The organism is Blattabacterium cuenoti BPAA (assembly GCF_000348805.1).
Classification (GTDB): domain Bacteria; phylum Bacteroidota; class Bacteroidia; order Flavobacteriales; family Blattabacteriaceae; genus Blattabacterium; species Blattabacterium cuenoti_B.
Genome location: NC_020510.1, coordinates 1 through 26,591, shown reverse-complemented (window position 1 = coordinate 26,591; position 26,591 = coordinate 1). Strand labels below are relative to the sequence as shown.

General features: G+C 25.4%; 20 protein-coding genes and 1 other RNA gene. 10 read left to right on the top strand and 11 right to left on the bottom strand.

The genetic code is table 11. The features are described from left to right. Positions 1-3 precede the first annotated feature (3 nt). Positions 4-1,275, top strand: a complete 1,272-nt coding sequence (locus tag BPAA_RS00100) for a peptidylprolyl isomerase (protein WP_015429646.1) — start codon at positions 4-6, stop codon at positions 1,273-1,275. On the opposite strand, the gene BPAA_RS00095 is transcribed toward BPAA_RS00100, so the two are convergent. The 7 genes from BPAA_RS00095 to folK are packed head-to-tail and all read right to left on the bottom strand — an operon-like array spanning position 1,265 to position 9,854. Continuing rightward, positions 1,265-3,034, bottom strand: coding sequence for an ABC transporter ATP-binding protein (locus BPAA_RS00095; RefSeq protein ID WP_015429645.1), 1,770 nt, complete (start codon positions 3,032-3,034; stop codon positions 1,265-1,267). The genes BPAA_RS00100 and BPAA_RS00095 overlap by 11 nt on opposite strands. Next, on the bottom strand, positions 3,031-3,786 hold the full coding sequence (truA, locus tag BPAA_RS00090) for a tRNA pseudouridine(38-40) synthase TruA (RefSeq protein ID WP_015429644.1): 756 nt from the start codon (positions 3,784-3,786) through the stop codon (positions 3,031-3,033). The genes BPAA_RS00095 and truA overlap by 4 nt, the downstream gene beginning before the upstream one ends. A 13-nt stretch (positions 3,787-3,799) precedes the next feature. Then, a complete protein-coding gene (locus BPAA_RS00085) occupies positions 3,800-4,993 on the bottom strand; it encodes an aspartate aminotransferase family protein (protein WP_015429643.1) in 1,194 nt (397 codons plus the stop codon). Between the two features lie 13 nt (positions 4,994-5,006). Then, the gene (locus BPAA_RS00080) at positions 5,007-6,695 is read right to left on the bottom strand and encodes an OstA-like protein (protein ID WP_015429642.1); all 1,689 of its coding nucleotides are present in this window, start codon (positions 6,693-6,695) and stop codon (positions 5,007-5,009) included. 23 nt (positions 6,696-6,718) lie between these two features. After that, the gene (locus BPAA_RS00075) at positions 6,719-7,102 is read right to left on the bottom strand and encodes a Rid family detoxifying hydrolase (RefSeq protein ID WP_015429641.1); all 384 of its coding nucleotides are present in this window, start codon (positions 7,100-7,102) and stop codon (positions 6,719-6,721) included. A 14-nt stretch (positions 7,103-7,116) separates the two neighbouring features. After that, positions 7,117-9,330: a putative LPS assembly protein LptD gene (locus tag BPAA_RS00070; RefSeq protein WP_015429640.1), complete on the bottom strand. Its 2,214-nt coding sequence runs from the start codon at positions 9,328-9,330 to the stop codon at positions 7,117-7,119. A gap of 23 nt (positions 9,331-9,353) precedes the next feature. After that, positions 9,354-9,854, bottom strand: coding sequence for a 2-amino-4-hydroxy-6-hydroxymethyldihydropteridine diphosphokinase (gene folK, locus BPAA_RS00065; RefSeq protein ID WP_015429639.1), 501 nt, complete (start codon positions 9,852-9,854; stop codon positions 9,354-9,356). 88 nt (positions 9,855-9,942) lie between these two features. On the opposite strand from folK, the gene BPAA_RS00060 reads away from it, so the two are divergent. The 7 genes from BPAA_RS00060 (at position 9,943) to lnt (ending at position 17,638) form a co-directional block, all read left to right on the top strand. Then, the gene (locus BPAA_RS00060) at positions 9,943-10,983 is read left to right on the top strand and encodes a rod shape-determining protein (protein WP_015429638.1); all 1,041 of its coding nucleotides are present in this window, start codon (positions 9,943-9,945) and stop codon (positions 10,981-10,983) included. 42 nt (positions 10,984-11,025) lie between these two features. Then, positions 11,026-11,835: a rod shape-determining protein MreC gene (gene mreC / locus BPAA_RS00055; protein WP_231840110.1), complete on the top strand. Its 810-nt coding sequence runs from the start codon at positions 11,026-11,028 to the stop codon at positions 11,833-11,835. 206 nt (positions 11,836-12,041) lie between these two features. Further along, the gene (locus tag BPAA_RS03160; RefSeq protein WP_231840109.1) at positions 12,042-12,350 is read left to right on the top strand and encodes a hypothetical protein; all 309 of its coding nucleotides are present in this window, start codon (positions 12,042-12,044) and stop codon (positions 12,348-12,350) included. Continuing rightward, positions 12,347-14,251, top strand: coding sequence for a penicillin-binding protein 2 (mrdA, locus tag BPAA_RS00045; protein ID WP_023469888.1), 1,905 nt, complete (start codon positions 12,347-12,349; stop codon positions 14,249-14,251). Before BPAA_RS03160 ends, mrdA begins: the two co-directional genes overlap by 4 nt. Continuing rightward, entirely contained in the window at positions 14,235-15,476 is a 1,242-nt protein-coding gene (rodA, locus tag BPAA_RS00040; protein WP_015429634.1) for a rod shape-determining protein RodA, read from the top strand. The genes mrdA and rodA overlap by 17 nt, the downstream gene beginning before the upstream one ends. A gap of 55 nt (positions 15,477-15,531) precedes the next feature. Next, positions 15,532-15,938: a transfer-messenger RNA gene (ssrA, locus tag BPAA_RS03105) on the top strand. 74 nt (positions 15,939-16,012) lie between these two features. Continuing rightward, positions 16,013-17,638, top strand: a complete 1,626-nt coding sequence (gene lnt, locus BPAA_RS00035; RefSeq protein ID WP_015429633.1) for an apolipoprotein N-acyltransferase — start codon at positions 16,013-16,015, stop codon at positions 17,636-17,638. Here lnt and BPAA_RS00030 read toward each other — a convergent pair. Beyond that, the gene (locus tag BPAA_RS00030) at positions 17,628-19,166 is read right to left on the bottom strand and encodes an NAD(P)H-hydrate dehydratase (RefSeq protein ID WP_015429632.1); all 1,539 of its coding nucleotides are present in this window, start codon (positions 19,164-19,166) and stop codon (positions 17,628-17,630) included. The genes lnt and BPAA_RS00030 overlap by 11 nt on opposite strands. Positions 19,167-19,263: 97 nt before the next feature. Here BPAA_RS00030 and BPAA_RS00025 point away from each other — a divergent pair, with 97 nt between their 5' ends. Beyond that, positions 19,264-20,457, top strand: a complete 1,194-nt coding sequence (locus BPAA_RS00025) for a dihydrolipoamide acetyltransferase family protein (RefSeq protein ID WP_015429631.1) — start codon at positions 19,264-19,266, stop codon at positions 20,455-20,457. Position 20,458: 1 nt separating this feature from the next. Then, positions 20,459-20,956, top strand: a complete 498-nt coding sequence (locus BPAA_RS00020; RefSeq protein WP_015429630.1) for an inorganic diphosphatase — start codon at positions 20,459-20,461, stop codon at positions 20,954-20,956. Here BPAA_RS00020 and aspS read toward each other — a convergent pair. The 3 genes from aspS to nusA are packed head-to-tail and all read right to left on the bottom strand — an operon-like array spanning position 20,942 to position 26,591. Beyond that, positions 20,942-22,648 carry an aspartate--tRNA ligase gene (aspS, locus tag BPAA_RS00015; RefSeq protein ID WP_015429629.1) on the bottom strand — a complete coding sequence of 569 codons (1,707 nt, stop codon included), beginning with the start codon at positions 22,646-22,648 and terminating at the stop codon, positions 20,942-20,944. The genes BPAA_RS00020 and aspS overlap by 15 nt on opposite strands. A 9-nt stretch (positions 22,649-22,657) precedes the next feature. After that, positions 22,658-25,288 carry a translation initiation factor IF-2 gene (gene infB, locus BPAA_RS00010; RefSeq protein ID WP_015429628.1) on the bottom strand — a complete coding sequence of 877 codons (2,631 nt, stop codon included), beginning with the start codon at positions 25,286-25,288 and terminating at the stop codon, positions 22,658-22,660. A gap of 49 nt (positions 25,289-25,337) precedes the next feature. Next, complete coding sequence (gene nusA / locus BPAA_RS00005) at positions 25,338-26,591, bottom strand: transcription termination factor NusA (protein ID WP_015429627.1); 1,254 nt, start codon at positions 26,589-26,591, stop codon at positions 25,338-25,340.

The following is a 26,591-nucleotide window of genomic DNA, read 5'->3' as shown; positions in this document are numbered from 1 at the left end:
CGTATGGATAATTTAAATAGGAAATTTTTTTTTATTATACTTTTTTTATTCTGTGTTTTTCACAACTGTTTTTCATATTCTTCCGGTTTAGAAAAACTAAGTGGGATTTCTGTAGTGATAGGAAATGATATCATTTTAGATTCTGAGATTAGAAATCGTAATGAAGAAAAATCGTTTTGCGACACTGATTTTTTAAATAATCTTCTCATTCAAAAATTAATGCTTTCTTATGCAAAGAAAGATAAAAGTATAAAAATCAGTGATCAAGAATTAAAATTGAGAATTCAAGAATTTCTATTAGAAATGAAAAAAAAATATATAAACCAGGAAGAATTTTTAATGCAATTTCAAAATAAAGAATTCTTGAAAAACTTGACGGAAGAAATTAAAAACCAAAAATATATAGAAAAATTCTACGATAAGATAACGGATGATGTGGAAGTTTCTCCAAGAGAAGTCATAAATTTTTTGACTCAAAAACAGAATCAGATCCCTTCTATTCCAAAGAAGATATGTATTTCTTATATTATATTCTATCCTAAATTAAGCAAGATCAGCAAACAAAAAATAATTGATTTTTTAAATCAAATCAAAAAAGAAATCCATTCTGATACTGATTTTTCCACTAAAGCTATTTTATTTTCTGAAGATAATTCTTCAGCATTGAAAGGGGGGCTTGTTCAGGGTATGAAAATCCATAATCTTTCACAGGAATTTGTAGATTTAGTTCTTTCTTTAAAAGAAGGAGAAATATCTAAACCGTTTGAAACAGATTTAGGGTTTCATATTATCAAATTGGAAAAAAAAAGAAAAGATGAGATTGATTTTAGACATATTTTAGTCAAACCTAAATTTTCAAAAAAAGAATTATACAAAACAAAACTATTTTCAGAATTCTTTAGAAAACGGATGATTCATCAAAAAATTAATTTAGATAATAAAGTCCAAAGTTTACTAAATCAAAATAAAGTTGTTGATGTAATAATACAAAATCCAATTTGGATGGAGGAACCCCAACTTTCTAAAAGTACGAAAAAAGCATTCTTTTTTTTAAAAAAAGGAGAAATCACTAATCCTAATAAGGAAATTATAAATGGAAAAGAGGCCTTTGTTATCATAAAATTATTGGATGAAATACCATCTAAACCCCTTTCCTTTGAAGAAAATTACAATCTTTTAAAAAATTTTGTAAAAAATATCAAAAAACAAGAAAAAATAAAAAATTGGGCAAAGGAAATTTTAAAAAATACTTATTACGTAAAAATTAATTGTTAGATTGTTTTTTCTCAAAAGATTCTTTATATAATCCAGCATAATATCCATTCAATTGAATTAATTTTTGATGAGTCCCTTCTTCTACAATAGATCCTTTATCTATAACTAATATTTTATCAGAATTTTCTAATGTAGAAATACGGTGAGTAATAATAATAGAAGTTTTATCTTTCGTTAAAAGATCCGTAGTTTGATAAATCATTTTCTCTAATTCTTTATTTAATGATGCAGTAGCTTCATCTAATATTAGTACGGAATAAGGATGCATTTGAACTCTTAAAAAAGAAATCAATTGTTTTTCCCCAATAGAGAGTAAATTTCCTTTTTCTTTTACTATGGATTTATATCCATTAGGCAAAGATGTAATAAAATTATGGATTCCTATTTTTTTTGCCATGTCTTCTATTTTCCCAATACTAATAGACGGATCTCCTAAAGTAACATTATTAATGATTGAATCATTAAACAAAAAAGTATCTTGTGTAACTACTCTAATATGGGATCTTAAATTTTTTAACTCTATATCTTGAATAGAAGATCCATCGATCCAAATATTACCTTTTTTTATATCATAAAATCTAGAAATTAAATAAGTAATCGTAGATTTTCCAGACCCTGTAGCTCCTACTATAGCAACTTTTTCCCCTGGTTGAATTTCAAAAGAAATTCCATTTAATACCATTTCATTATCTATATAAGAAAAATGAACATTATTAAATACAATATGTCCCTTTAATTTTTCAAAACGTAAATTCCCTCTATTAGGAGGAATAAATTCTTTAGAATTTAATATAGAGAATATACGTTCTATTCCAGCTATTCCTCTTTGTATGATATTGAATCTATCAGCTATTTGTCGCATAGGACGGAAAAGAAGATAAATAAAAAAAATAAACGCAATAATTTGTCCTGGTTTTACATTTCCTATTTTTTCAATAGCATGAAAACCTCCGTAAAATATGATAATACTTATTGTAATTCCAGAAATTATTTCTACTATAGGAAAAAAAATAGAAAAATAAAAAATGGTTTTAAAATGAGCATTCATTAATTTACGATTAATAGATTCAAATTTCAAGTATTCCTCTTTTTCTTTATGAAAAAGTTGAATAATAGACATTCCTACAATATTTTCTTGTAAAAAACTATTCAAACGTGAAGTTTGAATGCGTTCTTCTTGAAACGTTTTTTTTAACGTTTTTTGGAAAAAACGAGTAATGATATACATAAAAGGAATAGTGAAAAAAACTATAAAAGATAATTTTTGATGAACTGTATACATCATAATAATAATCATAATAATTCTTAAAACATCTCCAGCAACAAGTAGAATTCCATCATTAAATATTACGGCTATAGTTTCTATGTCTGATACAGAATAAGACACCAATTTCCCTATTGGAGTTCTATTAAAAAAAGAATTTTTAAAGTGTAATAATTTTTCAAATAAAAGAATTCTAATTTTTTTAATGACATTTTGAGCCAATACATTAGATAGATATAATAAAATAAAATGAAATATACTTTCTAAAAAAAGAAGCATAATTATTAATATCAGTATATTTTTCAGGCCTAAAAAATCTCTATAAAGAATATGAATATCTATAGCTTTTTGTATTAATTTAGGACGATAAGCAGAAATGAAGGAAATTAATATAGAAATAATAATTGTTGATATTAATGTAAGTCTATAATTTAAAGAAATTAGAATCAACTGTTTTAAGGAAGATTTTGTTTGATTCAAATTTTTATTATTCATAAAAAAATCTCTTCCGGATAGAGAATTTGAGTCAGAAATAACCCACATGCAGGAACTATAATTTTGCAAAAATTAGAATTTTTCAATTCTATAATTTTTATAAATTCATTGATACTAATTTTGTTTCTTCCCACATCAATAAGTGTACCTATAATAGACCTAACCATAGATCTTAAAAATCGATTAGCTTCAATAGTAAAACATAAAACATTTTTATTTTCAGAAGACCAATCTGCGTGATAAATTTTACATACATTGTTTTCCTTTTCATTTTTATTAGTTTTTTTCTTGCAAAAGGAACTAAAATCCTTATATTCCATAAGTTTTTTTGAGGCTATATTCATTTTTTGAATATTTAATGGATGATAAAAACAGTACCAAGAAAAATCTTGATTAAATGGATTTTTTTCTTGCGTTAAATAATATTTATATGTTCGTTTTACAGCATCAAATCTTGCATGAATATTTTCTTTTACTGGAAAAATATTGAATACTTTAATAGATTCAGGTAGAAAAACATTTAATCTATTTACGAGATTATTTTTGATTTCTTTTTCGAAATCAAAATGAGCAAACATTTGTTTAGCATGTACTCCTTTATCCGTTCTACTAGCACCTACAATATTTATAGATGTTTTTAATAGTTTTGATAAACAATATTCTAATTTTTCTTCTACCGTACTTACTTTTTTTTGAGTTTGCCATCCAAAAAAATGTTTTCCATTATAAGCCAATTCAATAAAAAATCTCAATTTTATTACTTTTTTAAAGTTTATTTAAACTTTCAATAATAATAGAACATCCTTTTTGAATTTCTTCTTTTGTGATAGTTAATGGGGGAGATATACGTATGTAATTGTTATGAAATAAAAAACGAAATAATATTAATCCTTTTTTTATACAAGTTTTTAAAACTTTTTCTACCTTCTCTTTATTTTTTAATTCTAAAGAAAGAAAAAGACCTTTTCCATGAATGTTTTTGATTTCATTATGAACCAAATATTCCCGAATCCATTTTTCTTTCACTGACACTTGTTCTATGATATCTGAATTGAGAAGTTGATTCAAAGTAGCTAAAGAAGCAGAAGCAGAAACGGCATTTCCTCCAAAAGTAGTTAAATGTCCTAAAGGAACAATATTCCTAAAAGTTTTCATAATTTTTTTGGATGAGACAAATCCACTGATAGGCATTCCACCTCCCATTCCTTTTCCTATTATTAAAATATCAGGGACGATTTCATAATGTTCAAATGCAAAAAGTTTTCCTGTTCTTCCAAATCCGGTTTGGATTTCGTCAAGTATCATCAATGCTTTTTTTTTATAGCACTGTTTTCTTACTTCTTTTAAAAAAGAATTATTAGGTAATATAATTCCAGAAGAACATTGAATAGTTTCTAAAATTACACAAGCAGTTTTTTCTGTAATAGAATCCATTAATTCTTCGACATGATTAAATGTAATAAATTTTACTAAAGGTAACAGAGGTCTAAAAGACCTTTTATAATCCTCATATCCCATAACACTCATAGAACCATGTGTACTTCCATGATAAGACCATTTACAAGAAATAATTTCTTCCCTTTTCGTATAACACTTAGCTAATTTTAAAGCACCTTCTACTGCTTCTGTTCCAGAATTTACTAAATAAGTGGTAGTAAGTGGATGTGGAATATTTTCTGATATTTTTTTACATAAACTTACACAAGGATTGTGTATGAATTCTCCATATACCATAGTATGCAAGTATTGATCTACTTGTTTTTTTATAGCTTCTTTAATTTTTGGATTTCCATGTCCTAATACATTTACGGAAACACCTGCTACAAAATCTAAATATTTTTTTCCATCTGTTCCATAAATATAACTTCCTTCAGCATAATTTACCATAATATTCATAGGATACGGATTGATTTGAGTTTGATATTGAAAAAAATCTTTTTCTAATTTTTTTTTTTTCATAAAAACTTTTTTTCTATTTATTTTTTACCATATTTTCGATTGTTTTTTTTTCTAACAAACTTTCTTCTTTATACTTTTCTATTTCTTTATGGATAAGAAGTTTTTGATTGTTTTTTGGTTTATCTTTTTCTTTCCAATCAAATTTGGATAGATAAAGAAATTTTTTAGGTGTTTTTTGATCAATCGGAATCAACTCTGAACGTGCTTTTTTTTCGCAATAGATTTTTCTGATTTTTTTTGATTTATCCAAGTAAATTGATAAAATTTCACAAGATGATTTATTAATTATTTTTTTTTCTTTATTAAGAGGATAAAGAAAAAAAATGCTATTAATATTTCCTTGAATTATCACTTTTTCTAAAGAATTTTCTTTATTAAAAAATCCAGTGATGATATCTCCTTCTATCTGATTAAATTCTTCAGAATTTATTTTTTCTATGTAAGAAGCATTTTTTATAATTTTTATATTCTTGATTATAGAATCATTTTCTTCATCATTTTGAATATATATTGTTTTTCCAGTTATTTTTTGATTATGAAACCATAATATTGGATTTCCATCAAATTTCATATCACCATTTGAAGATTCATAATGGAAAAAATTACATGTTCCTTGAATGTTTTCAGTTCTATTCAAAAAAAAGCTTTTAATAGAAAAAGCTTGAATGGAATATGTATCATTTTTTTTTAGATTTATTTTCAAGATATTTGAGTGAATAAAAACCGAGTTATTTTTTGATGTTTTTATAATTTTTGGATCTTGTTTTAAGATTAAAAAACCAGAATGAAGATCAAACTTTCCATATCCACTACTTATAAAAAAATATTTTTGTTTTGTATTTTCTAAAAAAATATTTCTCATAAATCCACATTTTTTATTTTGATCAAAAAATAAATATTCTCCTCTTACAATTTTACCATTATAATGAATGCTTACATAATTTTTAAATAAAAATGTTTTTTTTCGAAATGAAAACAGTGCTTTTTTAGTATAAATGAAATTATCAAAATTTGTATTTTGTACTATGATAGCGGGATCATGAAAATGGATTTGATCTTGTTTAAAGAGATATACTAACGTATTGGCATATACAGTATAATTTTTTCCAATCAATTTTATTTCATGTTTTAACTCTATTTTTTTTTTATTAATGTAAAAAAAACCTTCTTTACTACATATGGTATAATTTCCATAATGGAGAATGCTTTTTTTTTTATAAAAAATTTGATTTGATATCAAATTATATTCCAACATATTAGTTATTAATTGGACTTTATCAAAAAATAGAACAACATTGTTGATAGCTTGAAGTAATTTTTTTTTTAAATTAAAATTAATAGTATCCGCTGTCAACTTTGTTTTTTCTTGATATAGAACAACCTTCCCTGATAGTTGAAAATCAAAAAAATTTCCTACTATATTCTGAGATATTATTTTATTTTTTCCTGATGCTAATCTTACATTTCCATATCCATAAAATTTATGATTTTTTTTATCATATATAACCTTATCACAAAAAAGATGATACTTATCATATTTTAAATGAATATCTCCTGTCAAAACAAAATTTTGATTCTCATTATTTTGAATCAAATCTGCATGAATGATTTGTATAGTTTTTTTTTCTTTATTAGAAATAGAAAATGTTCTGTTTAATGACAATAATAAAAAAATAATAAAAATTAAAAATCCATATTTCACAATTAGTTCTAAAAATAAAAGAATTAATTTTTGTATGCAATTAAAGATATTTCAACATTAGCATTCTTAGGAAGCCCAGAAACTTGTACAGTTTCTCTGGCTGGATAACTTCCTTCATGAAAAAATTGGGAATATACATGATTTATTTTAGGAATAAAATTTATATCTGTTACAAAAACAGAAGTTTTTATAACATTTTGAAATCCTATTCCATTTTCTGAAAGAATAATTTCTATATTCTCCATTACTTTTTTTGTTTCCATTTCTATATTATCGGAAACTAATTTTTCCGTATTTTGATCTAGCGCTATTTGTCCGGAAACGAATAAAAAACCTTTGATAAAAACACATGTATTATATGGACCATAAGATGGAATTTTATTGATTGAAAATTTTTTTGGTATCATAATTAATGAATCATTTAGTTTTTTTCATTATACTGTATAATATTTCTGAAATTAGGATCTTTTAATCCTATGAAAAAAGACCAGGAAGAATTTCTTATCCAATTGAAACTCATTTTAAAACTTCTTAAATCTCTATCAAAAATTATATTAGAAAATATGATTTTATTTTTCAATAAATCATAATCTGTATGAAAACTGATTGTCCAATATTTTGTGATATTTACAGATCCATTCAAACTTAACAAAGTTTGGAACAATTTTTTCTTATTCAAATCATTTTCATAATTGGAATGAAAATCAATTTTTAAATTCAATGGAATTGAATATTTTGCATAATTGTTTTGATCGAAAAAAAAATAATCATAACGATTTTTCCCTTTTTTTTTAAATTCATTTTTTATAGAAAACAAATTGATGTCATAATGAGAAGAAAAAGAAAAATCAAAATATATCATTTTATTTTTTTTTTCTTCTTTCTCAAAATTTATTCCTGCTTTATATTTTGTTTTCAGATTTTTTGTTAAATCAATATCACCCATAATTTGAAATTTTTCCCATTTTATAAAATTATGATCAACAATAAATGAGGAGTTTATTTCTTTTATAATTTTTATTTTTTCACAAGAATCAACAACACAATTCCATGGATTTTTTATGATCCAATCATTATTGAAAATCAAATTTATTCTTTTTTCAAAATGATTTTTTACGTTATAAAAAACGGGAGGAAAATACATTATATGAAAAGATAAAATAGGTTGAATTTGATGTTTCAATAGGGCTTTATTTTTAAATTTCCAAATTTTATAAAATGGGATAGATACTATATTTGTTGAAAAATCCATCTTTTGAAAACTTGAAATCTGAAAATCAGGAGAATTCCATGCATAAAAATCCTGATAGAAAATTTTAGATGAAATTTTTAAATAAGGATAAAAAAAAGGAAAATAAGCCGTCATGTTCATATTGTGATTAAATAATAATCCAGAATGGAAGTATTTTACTTTTTGAAAATCTATAGAATTATTAAAATGAAATCTATTTTCAAGATTAACCTGACTTAAAAAAAAGTTTTTTTTATCATGAAAGAGCACATTTTTTGTGTGTAAAATTAGTTCTGGAATTAGAAATTTAATTTCTTTTTTTTCTTTATTTTGAATCATATAAATATCCATAAACCATAAATAATTAGAAAACTTTTTTCTTATGTTTACATAAGAGTAATTTTTATTGTATAGAAAAATATTATCATAATTAATATTGGCATTGAAATTTATTTCAGAATTTGATTTAAAATCTGAGTTATGTTCCCATTGAAATAGATAGTTTTTTTGTTTATGCGACATATTTTGATAATCAAAATTGATCAATCCATGATCATTATATTTGTTCAATTTATATTCTATTTTTGTTTTAATTTTCCATGTTTCAGGATTATATATGGAGGCATTCATTTTTAAATTTAAAAAATTAGAAATGGGAAAAAATAATCCTATATCTTTCATGTATATTTTTTTGTTTTGTATTCCAAATTTTGGATACATAATTCCACTATAAGATGTTTGGTTCAATTTTGTTATAGGAATATATAAAAACGGAAAGAAAATAGGCATTGGAACTCTATATAAATAGAAAAAAATTGGACCAGAAAAAATATATTTTTTTGAAAAAGAATATTTTAATTTTTCTGTTTTTAAGTATAAATCAGGAAAATTATCTTTATTTTCTAAAAAAAAAGGATCTGATGTATATATTACTTTTTTCATTAAAATATCCTCTTTTCTTTTTAAAATATCATCAGCTATCACAATATAATTTTTTTCTTTTAAAAAAAAATTTTTTGCTTCTCCTATTTTTTTGTTTAAATTCCAGTGAATTGTTCTAAAAAAATATTGTTGATTCTCCTTTTGAAAAAAAATAGATTTTTCTTTTGATTTTGCATATAAATCTCCATTTTTCCAATCAAATTCTATATAATCTGCTTCAACTTTTGTATTATGATATTCTATAGTGGCATTTCCTTTTAAATATGATTTTCCTTCTTTTATGTCATGTTCTTGTATATCTGACTTATATTTGAAAATATCTTTCAACAAAAAGAATTCATTTTTTATATCATGATGATTAGATATTTCATCATTATTTTCTTTTTTTTCATTTCCGTAAAAAATAGAAACGGAAGAAATGAATAATATTATGATGTAAACAGAAAATCGAATTTGATGCAAATTTTTTATTTAATAAAGAAAATTTATTTTGAAATTTTTTTTACATATAATTTATCTATACATAATCCTAAAATTTCTAGGATAGTTAAATTAAACATTGGATGATTTTGATTTGGAGCAATTTCACACATAGGTTCTAAAACAAATCTTCGTAAATGTAATAATGGATGTGGAATTTTCAAAATAAAACTATAAATCATGATATGATCATAAAATAAAATATCTATATCGATTTCTCGGTTTTGATACTCTCCTTGACAAGAATTTTTTCTTCTTCCTATAAAAAATTCTATATTCAAAATCTTTTTTAAAAGATCAATAGGAGAATAATTTGTTTTTATGTGTATAGCTCTATTATAAAAAATAGAATAATTTTTCATATTCCATGCTTCACTTTCAAAATATGATGAAATTTTAATAACTTTTCCAAGTTCGTCCGATATCAAAATTAAAGATTGGTCCAAATATTTTTTTTTATTTTCTTTGTTACTTCCTTGTAACAAAAAGACATCATGTTCTTTCAAAAGAAAAAATTATTAACATATTTATTCAATATACTGAAAAACTGTATTTTTATTTAAATTAGGTAGATATTTTCATAAATAAATATTAATGGGTTTAGTCGTTGATTTTATGAAGAATCTTTTTACTCAAGAAATAGCTATAGATTTAGGAACAGCAAACACACTGATCATGCATAATAACAAAGTTATAGTTGATTTACCTTCAATAATAGCTATAGATGTGAGAACAAAAAAAGTATTAGCCGTAGGAGAGGAGGCTAAACAAATGCAGGGAAAAACACATGAAAATATTAAAATATACAAACCATTGAAAGATGGGGTCATTGCAGATTATCAAGTGGCCGAATTAATGATCAAAGAGTTCATAAAAAAAGTTCCAGGTGTTAATAACAAATTTTTTACTCCATCATTAACGATGGTCATTTGCATTCCATCTGGAATAACAGAAGTAGAAAAAAGAGCAGTAAAAGACTCAGCTCAACATCTTAATGCTAAAGAAGTTTATCTTATTGAAGAACCTATGGCAGCTGCTATTGGTTCAGGAATTTCTGTAACTAAAGCAGAAGGAAATATGATCATTGATATAGGAGGTGGAACAACAGAATGTGGAGTGATAGCTTTAGGAGGTATAGTATGTCAAAAATCTATAAAAATAGCTGGAGATGTTTTTACAAATGATATATCCTATTTTCTTCGTTCTAAATATAATCTGTATATTGGAGAAAGAACTGCAGAAAAAATAAAAATAGATATAGGAGCGGCTATGGAATCCATAGAAAACCCTCCAGATGATATTCATATACAGGGAAGAGATCTTCCTACAGGAAAACCTAAAGAAATGAATCTTTCTTATAAAGAAACAATTCCAGCTCTAGATAAATCAATTTTACGAATTGAGGATGCCGTAATGGAAACCCTTTCTAGAACTCCACCGGAACTTGCAGCAGATATTTATAAAACAGGAATATACATGGCAGGTGGAGGTTCTCTTCTCAGAGGGTTAGATCGAAGGATATCCAATAAAACAGGTCTTTCTGTTTCTTTAGTGGAGGACCCTTTGAGAGCTGTAGTAAAAGGAACAGGAGTGGCACTAAAAAATATTGATAAATTTACATTTTTAATGAAATAGGGTTGATAGATTAATTTTATGCGTGAATTTTTTAATTTTTTTTTGAAATGGCGTTTTTTTATTTTCTTTTTTTTACTAGAATCCGCTGCTATTTTTCTTTCTTTTTCAAATTCAAAATTTCAACAATATATTTATGATGGTTCTTCCAATTTTATGATTGGAAAAATTTATGAAACCATACATAAACTTCGAAATTATTTTTTATTAGAAATTGAAAATAAAAAACTTTTAAATGAAAATAAAAGATTACATAATGCTCAAATATTTTCTAAAATAAGAAAAATATCTAAGGATTTTAAAAAAGAGGATATTAATTATTTACAACAATATACTTTTACTCCAGTACAAATTATAAATAACAGTATTCATGAACAGGAAAATTATATAACTATCAACAAAGGAAGTGTAGATGGAATAAAACCAGATATGGGGATTATATTATATAATGGAATTGCAGGGATTATTATAAAAACTTCTCCACATTTTAGTATAGCGATTTCTCTTTTAAATCAGAAAATTAAAGTTAATGCCAGACTAAAGAAAAATAAATATTTTGGAACTCTGAGTTGGGATGGAGTAGATTATGAATATGTAGGTTTATATGATATACCCAGACATTCCACTATCCATAAAGGAGATATAGTAGAAACAGATGGAAAATCAGCTACTTTTCCTGAAGGAATTCCTATTGGAAGAGTCCATTCCTATAAATTGGATGAAGAACATGCAAATTATATTATAAAAGTGAAACTCATGGCTAATTTTTCTTCGATAGAAAATGCTTATGTTGTAAAAAATTTATTAAAAGAAGAATGGAATGATGTTCAACTTTATAAAGTTGAAAATAAATAATGAATTTAATTAAAAATTTTATTATTTCTGTCTTTTATATTTTTTTTCTTTGTTTAATTCAAATATCAATATTAAATCCCTTATTTTTCTTTTTAAGATGCTATTCTTATATATATGTTCTTTTTATACTAGTATATCCATACAATAAAAATAAATTTGTATTTTTATTTTTATCATTTTTAATAGGATGGGTGATAGATCATTGTATGAATTCTGGAGGTTTTCATGCTTTTTCTTCTACTTTATCTGCTTTTTTAAGACTAAAAATTCTCCATTTTTTTGATGGAAAAAATTTTATAAATAGAAATGATTTTTCAATTTATGAATTGCCTTTGATTAGGAAAATGCTTTATATATTTTCTTTAGTTGTTATACATCATTTTTCTTTATTAATATTAGAAATATTGAAAGGTACTATTTTTAACAGAATTGTTTTATTTAGAACAATATTGAGCAGTATTTTTACAACTATTTTATGTATTATATATTTTTTTTTCAGAAAAATTAAACATTGAAAAAATTATATAATTTTTACGTTTTGTTAAGTTTTTTCGGTATAATTTTTATAGTTAGGCTATTTTATATACAAATATATACGGAAAAGTATATTTTGAATGCATTTAATACTTCTATTAAACAAGAGATTATTATTCCTGAAAGAGGTTCTATTTTTGACAGAAACGAAAATCTTTTGGTTTTTAACAAATCTATTTACGAATTAATAGTCATTCCTATTCTTATAGATGAACATTTTAATATTATGGAATTTTGTAATCTTGTAGGAATTGAGAAAAATACTTTTTCTAAAAATTTAGAAAAAGCAAAAGCTTATTCTAAATATTTACCATCTGTTTTTTTACCTTTCATTTCTAAAGAAAAATTTGCCAATATACAAGAAAAACTTTATAAGTATAAAGGATTTGATTGGACAAAACGTTCTCTTAGGGATTATAAAGTAGAAAGTTCAGCTAATGTTTTAGGATATATAGGAGAAGTGACTCAAAAAGATATTAAAAAGGAATCTAATTATTATCAAATAGGAGATTTTATTGGTTGGGCTGGGGTAGAAAAATCTTATGAAAAAGTTTTGAGAGGAAAAAAAGGGTTAAAATATTGGTTAAGAGATAGAAAAGGATGTATTATAGGAGGATATAACAATAGTAAAAATAATGTAAAAGCTGTAAGTGGGGATGATATTTCTTTAACGATAGATTGGAATTTACAAAGTTATGCAGAACAGCTTATGTATCAAAAAAAAGGAGGAATAGTCGCTATCAATCCTAAAAATGGAGAAATTTTATCCTTGGTTTCTAGTCCCATTAATAATCCTAATTTGTTTGTAGGAGTGAATCGTTCTAAAGAATTTCAAAAATTAATGAAAGATACGATAGATAACCCTTTATTTGATCGAACTACACAAGCTCGTTATCCACCAGCTTCTCCATTTAAATTACTAACTGAGTTAGCAGGTCTTCAAATGGGAGTTGTAGACCCCAATACTACTTTTATATGCTATAAGGGATTCAAATATGGAAAGAAAAGAATTCATTGTCATTCTGGATTTCATGGATTTCCTATAGGGGTAGAAACGGCTGTAGCTGTTTCTTGTAATAATTATTTTGCACAAGTTTATAAACGTGTTATAGAAAAATATCCCAAAGATTTGACAAAAGGAGTGAATGAATGGTGTGATATCATAAAAAGTTTTGGTTTTGGAAATTATTTATATAATGATTTAGCTACAGGAGAAAAAGGGGTCATTCCTTCTGGAGATTATTATAATAAAAAATACGGAATAACAAAATGGAATGCCATTACGATCATTTCTAATAGTATTGGGCAAGGGGAAATCAATGTAACTCCTATGCAGTTAGCTAATATGGTTTGTGCCATAGCAAATCGGGGTTTTTTTTATACTCCACATATAGTAAAACGAATTAATCATCAACCAATATCTAATCCTAATTATACTGTAGCTAAACATACTAAAGTTAAAAGTAAATATTTTGATTTTATTATTAATGGAATGGAAAAAGTTTTTATTATTGGGACTGGAAAAAGTTTCAAATCATCTGATATTAGAATGGCTGGAAAAACAGGAACTTCTCAAAATTTTATTAAAGTGAATCATAAAATAGTTTCTTTACCCGATCATTCTATTTTTATATTATTTGCTCCCGTAGAAGATCCTAAAATTGCTATTTCTGTTATTATAGAAAATGGAGGATTTGGATCTCGTTGGGCTGGGCCTATTGCTAGTCTTATTGCAGAAAAGTATATCAAAAATAATGTGAATAGAAAAAATCTTGAAAAAAAAATAATGACATCAGGACTACAAAAAACATATAGTTCAATAGCAAGAATGAAAAAGTTCAATAATTTTTACACAAAAAATTCTATTGGTAAAAAGAAATAAAATATTGTTAAGAAATATAGATTGGAGAATTGTTGTCATTTATATGATTATGATATTTTTTGGATGTATGAATTTATATTCCGTATCTCCAGAAAAAGCAGAAAAACAATTAATATGGATATTACTAAGTTTTTTTTTCATATTTATTATTTTTTTATTTAAACCTATTCATTATAAGCACATAACTCCATTTTTCTTTTTGTTTACGTTATTTCTTTTAATTGGAGTATTTTTTTTTGGAAAAAATGTAAATGGGTCAAAATCTTGGTATGTTTTTGGATCTATTAGTTTTCAACCATCTGAATTAGCTAAAATATCAACATCTTTGATGATCGCTCATATTATGAGTCAGGAAAATATAGAGAATAATAATAAAGCATTATTACATATATCTATTATATTAGTGTTACCTTCTTTTTTGATATTGTTACAACCGGATCCTGGTTCTTCTATCGTTTTTTCTTCTTTTCTTCTTACTTTATATAGAGAAGGGCTATCTATTTCTTTTATACTTTATTTCTTATTTTATATTTTATTGTTTGTAGTTTCGATAAACTTATCGCCTTGGATCGTCATTTTACTTTTATTTATTAGTTTTATTTTTTTCTTTTTTTTGAAAAAAAATATATCATTTCTAGATTTATTTTTTTATATATTCTTATTTATTAGTTTTTCAGTTTTTTCTTTTCTTTCTCCATTTGTTTTTCAAAAATTTTTTAAACAACATCATAAAGATAGAATCAATATTTTATTTCAAAATGAATTTGACAGAAAATATAGAGATAATGTAGGATATAATTTATTATATTCTAAAACAGCTATTGGTTCTGGAAAATTTTTTGGAAAGGGATATCAAAAAGGAACTGTTACAAAAGGAAAATTTGTTCCTGAACAACATACTGATTATATTTTTTGTACAGTAGGAGAAGAATGGGGTTTTATAGGAAGTATAATTTTGATTATATTTTATTTATTATTTATTAGTCGTATTTATTTTCTATCTGAAAGGCAAAAAAATATTTTTGGAAGAATTTTTGGGTATTCAGTTGGAAATATTCTCTTTATTCATCTTATTATTAATTTAGGGATGGTTATGGGGCTTTTTCCTACAATAGGAATTGTTTTACCTTTTTTTAGTTATGGAGGATCATCTCTTTGGTCTTTTACGGTTTTATTATTTATCTTTATAAGAATAGATGCATCAGATCAAACCAGTTTGATCTGATAATTTTTTAATATTTTCAATAATGATTTCAAATTAATTGATTGTAATAATAAATGGGGCTGATTTTGGATTTGACAGCAAGATCAGTTATAGAAGAAAGCATATCGTGTCACGTAAGGTATTACACGAAAATCAAGCGTTACAAAATATATAAATGGCGAAAAAGAATACGCTTTTGCTGCTTAATGTTGTTAAAAACGTTATAGCTTAGTCTGCAGAAAAAGCAGAAGCAAAATATCTCTCAGAAATTTTTCCTTATAATTTCTGATATAGAGGTACTCAAAAGTATTAAGGATAAGAAAACAGATGATTCTTAAGTTTTCTGAAATTAAATTTTGAATTTTAAGTTTTTATTCAAGATCCAAAACTTGGATAAAAAAATATAAAAATTTTTGGATAAATATGTAGAAATCTTTTATACTACTTGTTTGGACGCGGGTTCGAATCCCGCCAGCTCCACTGATTAACAATAAGTTAAAATTTTACACAACATAAAAAAAATTGAATTTTTTATATATAGTGTATTTTCTGGAATTTTGTTGGGATTAGGATGGCCTACTGATGGATGTCCCTTATATTTATTTATCGCTTTTATTCCTTTATTATATGTAGAGAATTATTTGAATCATTCTTTATTTTATATTTTATTATTTTCTTTTATTACTTTTTTAACATGGAATGCTATTTCTACACAGTGGTTATCTTATGCAAAAAGAACTAATGGAACTTTTGCTATAGAAGCTTATTTAATTCCTGTATTTTTTAATTCTTTTTTTATGTCAATTATTTTTTCTTTTTATTCATGGATTAAAAGACATGTAAAAGATAAAAGAATAGGATATGTATTTTTGGTTTGTTTATGGATTTCATTTGAAAAAATGCATTTAGAATGGGAATTATCTTGGCCATGGCTCAATTTGGGGAATGGGTTTGCTAATCGGACAGAATGGATACAATGGTATGAATATACAGGAATTTTAGGAGGATCTATATGGATATGGATAGTCAATATTGGATTGACAGAATCTATTATTAAGTATCAAAATGAGAAAGATATATTCTCATTATATAAGAAAATATTTTTTAATATAGGAATAATTTTTTTTATGATTTTGATTTCAAATTTTATATACGTAAAATATAAAGGGAATCAGTATGAACGTACTGCAAATGTATTAATTTTGCAGCCTAACATAGATCCATATAATCAAAAATATTCCATTTCAACAAATAAATTAGTTTCAAAATTAAAAAGATTAATAGATCAAAAAATATCTAAAGAATCTATGATTATCATAGCTCCTGAAACTATGTTTCCAAACAAAATACAAATCAAAAATATCAGTAGCAATAAAATCATTTCTGTATTCAAAGATTACTTAAAAAAAAAATCTCCAAACACAGTGTTTATAACAGGAGTAGAATTAATCACTTTACATCATAATAATAAAGATAAAAATGAAATTTCCGTTCCTATTTTTTCAAAAAAAAAAAAAGAGATGCAATGGATAGACATCTTTAATTCTGTGATTCAAATAGGAACTAATGAAAATATTGAATTTCATCATAAATCTAAACTAGTACCAGCAGTAGAAACTTTTCCTTATAAAAAAATTTTTTCACCTATATTAGGAAATATATTACTTAATTTTGGAGGTACAGTTATGGAACTGGGAAAAGAAAATCATCCTTCTGTTTTTCAATATCCTTATTTAGGAATCAAAATAGCTCCTATTATTTGTTATGAATCTGTTTTTGGAGAATATGTTTCTAATTTTTTTAGAAAAGAAAATGTGGAACTCATGGTTATTATTACTAATGATGGATGGTGGGGCGTCTCACAAGGACATAAACAACATATGTATTATGCTCGTATTAGAGCAATTGAAAATCGAAAATGTGTAGCCAGGTCTGCAAATACAGGGATTTCTTGTTTTATTAACGAAACAGGAGAAATCATATCATATATTCCTTATGGAAAAGAAGGATTTTTATATGATAAAATATATCTCAATAAAAAGAAAACTTTTTACATTAAACATGGAGATTTTCTTTCCAAAATTAGTTTATTGACAACAACTATAATTTTATTATATACCATTACATATAATATCTATGATCAGATTACAAAAAAAAATTGGATGAATAAATTTAAATTTTAATTTTTAGATAAGCTTCCCCTATATGATGAATAATATCATTCGCAATGATAGCTTCTTCGCTTAATTTTTTTGAGGCAATATCTCCGGCTAATCCGTGTAAATAAACACCCATGATGCATGATTCTTTTGGAGAATACCCTTGAGATAAAAAACTCATTATCATTCCAGTAAGAACATCTCCACTTCCAGATGTTGACATCCCTGGATTTCCTGTACTATTAAAATACAGATTTCCATTTGGTGTTGAAATAACGGAATGTGCTCCTTTTAACACAATAAAAATTTTATGTTTCTTAGACATTTCTTTTAAAAAATGTAATTTTTCATAATCATTTTTCCATGATCTACATAATAATCTTTGAAATTCTTTTGGATGTGGAGTAAGAATGGTTTCTTTTGGAAGAAGCTCCAATAGAAGTTGATGTGACAATATATTTATAGCATCCGCATCAATTACCATTGGTATTTTTTTATTTTTTATTTTTAATAAAAAAGATTCTAGAGCATACACCGTTTTAAAATGAGCCCCCATTCCTATTCCTATTCCTATTGCATTGATCTTATCATTATTAGAAAGAACTATATTACTGATATAATGTTTTTCTACATCTGTATTTACAATAGCTTCTGGAAGTGTATTTTGTATAATTTGATATCCACAGGAAGGAACATATACACTTAATTTTCCTATTCCAGTACGAAAACTAGCAGTAGCGGAAAGAACAACAGATCCGATCATACCAAAACTTCCGCCTATAATGATTCCATGTCCATAATTTCCTTTATGTGTAAATTTTTTTCTTATTTTTTTTTTATATATAGCATGAATAGATTCATCATCTATATAAAAATTTGTAGTTTGTATTTTACGAATACAATCCTCTTTCCATCCAATATTTATCAAATGCCATTTTCCAACATAATCCGCATAATTGGGTAATAGAAAAGATAATTTTGGAACTTGAAAAGTTAAAGTATGAGTGGCTTTAATTATTCCTTCAAAATTTTCATGACTTTTTTCCATAAAAAGTCCAGATGGAATATCTATAGATATAACTTCTTTAAATTTTTTTTCGTTGATATAATGAAAAAAAAATTTCCAATATTGATTCATTGTACGATTGAATCCTGTACCAAAAATAGCATCAATAAGATAATTTTCCTCATTTAAAACTGGGAATTTTTCTCCTTCATTAATCATTTTAAAATTGATTTTTTTCTGTAAGATTTTTTTTTTATTAATTAAAAACTCATTTGAAAAATGATTAGAAATATTAATTCCATATACAAAAACAATGGCTCCGTATAAATGTAACATGTAAGATAAAGAAAGTCCATCTCCTCCATTCTTTCCATTTCCTACTAATACTATAAATGGATGTTTTCTAATTTTGAAAGATTTATTATGAATGATCCAATTGAAACAACCTTTTGCTGCTCTTTCTATTAATTGGGCAGAAGAAATTGATTCGGAATCAATACAATATTGATCCGCTTTTCTGATTTGATTTAAAGAAGGAATTTTCATTTTTTAAAATGAATTTATTATTTTTGATTTTGTTTGATAAGTTTTTTAAGATTGTGAAATCTGATTAATATCTGCAAATATAAAACGATTAATTTAGATGGCCGAGTATAATTTGCCCCTTCCAGCCATGGGTGAAAGTATAGCTGAGGCTACTATCATTCGTTGGTTAAAAAAAGAGGGGGATTTTGTAAAAAAAGAAGACCTTTTGGTAGAGATAGCTACAGATAAAGTAAATTCTGAAATATCTTCTCCCGTAAATGGTATTTTAAAAAAGAAACTATTTGCTCCTAATGAAGTTGCTAAAGTAGGAAATTTTATTGCTATTTTAGAAACGGAAGAAAAATTTTTAGAGGATATTCCAATAATAGAAAAAAGAAAAAAACGTTTTTACTCTCCTCTTGTACGCACAATAGCTCAAAGAGAAGGGATTAGTTTCTATGAATTGGAAACGATAGAAGGAACTGGAGAAAAGGAGCGTGTGACGAAGAAAGATATATTAAAATATATCCGTATTAAAAAAAATAATATTGTAATTCCTAAATATAATAGATATAATAGTATTCAAAGTATAAATAAGAATCAAAATGAAAAAATAGTAGAAATGGATAGAATGCGTAGAATTACTGCAGAACACATGATCAGAAGTAAAAATATTTCCGCACATGTTACTTCTTTTGTTGAAGCAGATGTTACTAATATAGTAAAATGGAGAGAAAAAATAAAGGACACTTTTCAAAAAAATACAGGAGAAAAGTTAACTTTAATGTCCATTTTTGTGGAATGCGTGGTCAAAGCTATAAAAGATCTTCCCATGATAAATATTTCCGTAAATGGAACAAGTATAATCAAAAAGAAAAATATCCATATAGGATTAGCTACTGCTTTACCCAATGGTAATTTAATTGTTCCTGTAATTAAAAATGCTGATTCTTATAATTTAATAGGATTAATAAAAATTATTAATGATTTAATAAAAAGAGCGAAATCTAATCAATTGAAACCTGAAGAAATTCAAGGTGGAACTTATACAATTAGCAATATTGGAAGCTTTGGAAATCTTTTTGGTACACCAATTATACATCAACCGCAGGTTGCTATTTTGGCGATAGGGGTAATTCAAAAAAAATTGTCTATAATAGAAACACCAAAAGGAGATTTAATAGGAATAAGACACAAAATTTATTTATCTCATTCTTATGATCATCGTGTCATAGATGGGGTATTAGGTGGATGTTTTGCTAAAAAAGTCGCTTTATATTTAGAAGAATTTAATTGTTATACAAAAATATAATATGAAAGTCAGTTTTGATGCACTTATCGAAATTCCAAAAGGAAGTAGAAATAAATATGAATTTGATAAAACAAATAATCTAATTCGATTAGATAGAGTATTATATTCTCCTATGAGTTATCCAACAGATTATGGTTTTATTCCAAAAACTCTTTCTATGGATGGAGATCCATTAGATGTGTTAGTTTTTTTAACAGAACCAACAATACCAGGTTGTTTAATACAAGTAAAACCTATAGGAATTTTTTTCATGATAGATGAAAAAGGAGAAGATGAAAAGATTATTTGTGTTCCTGTTTCAGATCCTAATTATAATATTATCAATAATATTGACGAAATCGCTTTGCACACTAAAAAAGAGATAGAACACTTTTTTTTGGTATATAAAGATTTAGAAAACAAAAAAGTGAAAATAGGAAATTGGAAAGACAAAAAAGAAGCAATTTCTGTATATAAACAGTCTTGTTTACGATATCAAAATCATTTAACGAAAATGTAATTCTTTTAATTTTTCTTTTTCTAAAAAAGATGGAGCATTAATCATTATATCTTTTCCATAATTATTTTTTGGAAAAGCAATGAAGTCTTTTATATTTTGATTTCCTTCTAAAAGATTAACTAATCTATCTAAACCGAAAGCTATTCCTCCATGAGGAGGAACACTATATTCAAAAGCTTTCATAAAAAAACCGAATCTAGATTCTATTTCTTTTTTAGAGAATCCTAAATGTTTAAAAATTAAATTTTGTATGTGTTTATTGTGAATCCGTATAGATCCACTCCCAATTTCTATTCCATTTATAATCAAATCATAAGATTTAGAACGAACGTTTTTTGGGTCTTTTTCCAAGAAATGAAGATCTTCTTCTTTTGGACTAGTAAACGGATGATGTACAGATTTATATTTTTTATATTTTTCTTCCCATTCTAAAATAGGTAAATCTTTAATCCACAAAGGAGTAAATTTTTTAGAATTTTTTAAATTCAAAATATCGGCGATTTTTATTCGTATTTTTCCAAGTTCTTCTCTAGTTTTTTTTTCTTTTCCGTAAGAAACAAATAATAAATCACCAGGAATAGCTTCAAAAAATTTGACAAAAATTTTTAAAATTTCCTCATTCAAAAAATTTGAATGGGAAGAAAGTAAGGTTTGATCATATAAATATTTTATCCAAAAAAAATTTGGATTTTCTATTTTTTTGAAAAAAAAACTCATTTTATCATGTAGGTGATGACATTTTTTAATTTTAATTCCTATTACCAATTCTTGTGTTTTCAAAAAATTAATATTTTTTCTTTGAACTAAATCGTTCAGTTCTATAATAGGCATACCAAAACGAATGTCAGGAGAATCCGTTCCATATATTTTAATAGCATCAGAATGAGAAATACAAGGAAAAGGATCTAATTGAATATTTTTTATTTTTTTGAATATATGTTTGATAAAATGTTCAAAAAATACTAATACATCATGAACTTCTACGAAAGACATTTCACAATCTATTTGTGTAAATTCTATTTGTCTGTCAGAACGAGAATCTTCATCTCTAAAGCATTTTACAATTTGGAAATATTTATCTATTCCTCCTATCATTAACAATTGTTTAAATAATTGTGGAGATTGAGCTAATGCATAAAATTTATCTATATGTGTTCTAGAAGGAACGACAAAACTTCTAGCTCCTTCTGGAGTATCATTTATCAATACAGGAGTTTCTATTTCTAGAAATCCATTTTTAGAAAGAAAATTACGTGTTTCCAAAGCTAAATTATGACGAACAATCAAATTATTTTTAATAGGATTCCTTCTAATATCAAGATATCTATAAATCATTCTCATCTCTTCATTTCCATCTGTTTGATTTTCTATAGTAAAAGGAGGAGATAAAGATGAGTTTAATAAATCTATATGAGATACTAGAATTTCTATTTCTCCTGTAGGAATATTATAGTTTTTAGATAATCTTTCTACTACTTTTCCTTTTACTTTAATTAAAAATTCTTTTCCTAAAAAAAAATTTTTTTTTACGGATTTTTTAGAAATTATTAATTGTGTAATTCCGAAATAATCTCTAATATCTATGAAAAATAAAGATCCTAAATCTCTTATTTTTTGAATCCATCCAGATAATATTATTTTTTTTCCAATATCTTTTTGACTCAATTCTCCACAATTATGTGTTCTATACATTGATTTTTTTTAATTTTTTTTGGATTCATATAATTCTTCATAAACTTCTATCATATCTCCAGATCTTAAATTATGATAATTTTTGATTCCTAATCCACATTCATATCCTTTTGAAACTTCTTTTACATCTTCCTTAAAACGTTTAAGAGAAGTAAATTCTCCATTATGAATAACAATTCCTTCTCTAATCAATCTAACTTTTGCTTGACGGAATAATTTTCCTTCTATAACCATACATCCGGCTATAGTTCCTGTTTTTGGAATTTTAAATATTTCTCTAATTTCAGCATTTCCCAATATTTTTTCTCTGATTTCTGGAGACAACATTCCATCCATCGCTTCCTGAATATCATTGGTTACATCGTATATGATCGAATAAGTTCGTATTTCTATATTTTCTTTTTTTGCTATATTTTTGGCTCCAATATTAGGACGAACATTAAATCCTATAATAATGCCATCTGAAGCACTTGCTAATAAAACATCAGACTCTGTAATTTGACCAACTCCTTTATAAATAATATTAACCATAATAGTATTCGTAGATAATTTTTGAAGAGCATCCGCAATAGCTTCAACTGATCCATCTACATCTCCTTTAATAATAATTTTCAATTCTTTAAAATCTCCTAATGCTATACGTCTTCCTATTTCATCCAATGTAAGATGTTTTTGAGATCGTATATTTTGTTCTCTTTGTAATTGTTCTCTTCTAGAAGCTAGCTGTTTCGCTTCTTTTTCATCTTGAAACACTTTAAACTTGTCTCCAGCAGTAGGAGCTCCATTTAATCCTAATATCGTAATAGGTTTAGATGGCCCTGATGAGGAAATAGATTTCCCTCGTTCATCTAAAATACTTTTTACTTTTCCATGATGACTTCCTGCTAAAACATAATCTCCAACCCTTAATGTTCCTCCTTGTAAAAGCAAAGTTGTAATATATCCTCTTCCTTTATCCAAGGAAGCTTCTATAACTGTTCCTATAGAAAGTTTATTTGGATTGGCTTTTAAATTTAAAGATTTAGAAACTAAAAGAACTTTTTCTAATAATTGATCTATTCCAGTTCCTAATTTTGCTGATATTTCTTGAGTAGGATATTTTCCTCCCCATTCTTTTACTAAAAAGTTTAAATTAGCTAGTTGTTCCCTAATTTTATCAGAATTTGCATTAGGTTTATCCATTTTATTGAAAACAAAAATAATAGGAACATTAGCCGCTTGAGCATGACTGATTGCTTCTTTAGTTTGTGGCATAACCTGATCATCAGCCGCTATAACTATAATTGCAATATCTGTTATTTGTGCTCCTCTTGCACGCATAGCAGTAAAAGCTTCATGACCTGGAGTATCTAAAAAAGTAATACTTTGATGATTGGAACATTCTACACTATAAGCGGCTATATGTTGAGTAATACCGCCGGCTTCACCTGCAATGACATTAGTATTTCTAACATAATCTAATAAAGACGTTTTTCCATGGTCTACATGTCCCATTACAGTGATAATAGGAGGTCTAGGTTCTAAATCTTTTTCTAAATCTTTATCATCTTGAATGGCTTCTTCTAAATCTAGTCCAACAAATTTTACATTAAAACCAAACTCATCTGCAACTAAAGTTAATATCTCTGCATCTAATCTTTGATTCATTGTCACCATAATTCCTAAAGACATACAAGATACAATCACATCATTAGCATTAACTTTCATCATAGAAGCCAATTCATTCACTGTAGTAAATTCAGCTAGTTTCAGAATTTTTTCCTCTTTTTTATTTTCTATTTCATTTTTCAGAAGTTTTTTTTCTTTTTTGGATTGACGTTTTTCTTTTCTAATTTTTGATGCTCTTGATTTTCTTCCTTTGGAAGATAACTTTTCCAAAGTTTCTTTAATTTGTTTTTTGATTTGTTCATCAGTAATTACCGATTTTTGTAGATTTTTTTTATTTTTAGGCTTATCTATTTTTTTTTCATTCGAGTATTTATTCTTCTGCGGAAAGGAAGATTTTTTTTCTTTTTCTTTATTTTGTTTTTTTCTTGTAGGAATATTTTTCATTTCTTCAATGAAAATTTCTTTTTGAATTCTCTTTCGTTTCTTTTTAATTTCTGATTTTGTTTTTTTCTTCTCAAATTGAGATAGATCTATTCTATCTCCTGTTAACATAACTCCATCTAATTTTTGATATATAGTATCAATATGTTCAGGTTTGTTGTTATTATTATTTTTAAATCCGTATTCTATTTTCTTGTCTTTATTATGTTGATGTGAATTATTTTTTTTTTCTTCTTGATTTCCATATTTTAATGATGTATCAATATCTATTTTTCCTATTTTTTTGAATTCAATTAATTTTTCTGATTTAGCACGTATAATTTGATCATTTTGAATGTGTTTTGATTTTAATAATTCTTCTTTTATTTTTTCTTTTTCCATTCTTTTTTGCAAAAAAACTTTTTCAGATGCATCTCGTATTTCTTTGGAAGTTTGAAATTCTCGAAGAAGAGACTTATATACTTTTTCTTCTATTTTTGCATTAGGGTTGTCTTCTATTTTTATTCCTTTTTTATGTAAAAAACTAATTACTCTTTGTAAGGAAATATTAAATTTGGTTAATACTGTTTTTAACCTGATTTTATCAGTCATATCAAAATATAAAATGTATTAAGAACAAAAATATTAAAAAGAAAAAAAATTATGTGTTTATATTTAATTCTTCTTCAAATTCTTTTTTCAAGATAGTGAATACTTTATTTATAATTTTTTCTTCAAGATTCGTCCGTTTTTTTAGATCATTCTTGCTATAGTTTAAGACAGATTTTGCAGTATTTAACCCTGCTTTATGAAATTTTTCCAAAACTTCTGATTCAATTTCATCAGAAAATTCTGTTAATTCTACATCATCTTCATAAGGAAAATCTCTGAATATGTGAATTTTATATCCAGTTAATTGACTAGCTAATTTTATATTTTGACCCCCTTTTCCTATTGCTTTCGATATTTCTTCAATTTTTACATATACATTGACATACTTATGTTCTTCATTTACTTCCATCATGGAAACTTTAGCAGGACTTAAAGATCTTGTGATATATAATTGTGTATTAGAGGTATAATTAATAACGTCTATATTTTCATTTTTTAATTCTCTAACAATAGGATGAATTCTAGAACCTTTCATCCCCACACAAGCTCCAACTGGATCTATACGATCATCATAAGATTCTACAGCGACTTTTGCTTTTTCTCCTGGAATACGTGCCACTTTTTTTACGGTAATTAATCCATCAGAAACCTCTGGTATTTCTAATTTAAAAAGTTCTTCTAAAAAAGATTCGTCTTTTCTGGTAAGAATAGCAAAAGGTTTATGATCTTTCCAATCAACTCGTTTAACTAAGGCTCTAACTGGATCTCCTTTTCTAAAAAAATCACTTGGAATTTGTTCTTGTTTAGGTAAAACCATTTCGTTTTGTTCATCATCTCTCATAATGATTTGTTTTGGCAAAATATGATAAACTTCTACATTAATAATTTCACCTATTTTATTTTTAAATTTTTTATAAGTATTTGTGTTATCATATTCGTTAATTTTAGAGAGTAAATTTTGTTTTAGAGATAAAATGGCCCTTCGTCCTAAAGATTGTAATTCTACTTTTTCTGTAACTTCTTCTCCAATTTCAAAATCTGGTTCTATTTTTCTAGCTACAGATAGTTCTATTTCTTTATTTAGATCTTTTATTTTTCCATCCTTTACAACTACACGATTTCTCCATATTTCTAAATCACCTTGATCTGGATTTACAATAATATCGTAATTTTTTGATGATTCATATTTTTTTCGTAAGACACAACGGATAGATTCTTCTAAAATGGCCATAAGACTTACTCTATCTATATTTTTTTCATATTTAAAATCTGAAAAAGAATCTATTAAAGCTTCATTGTCCAT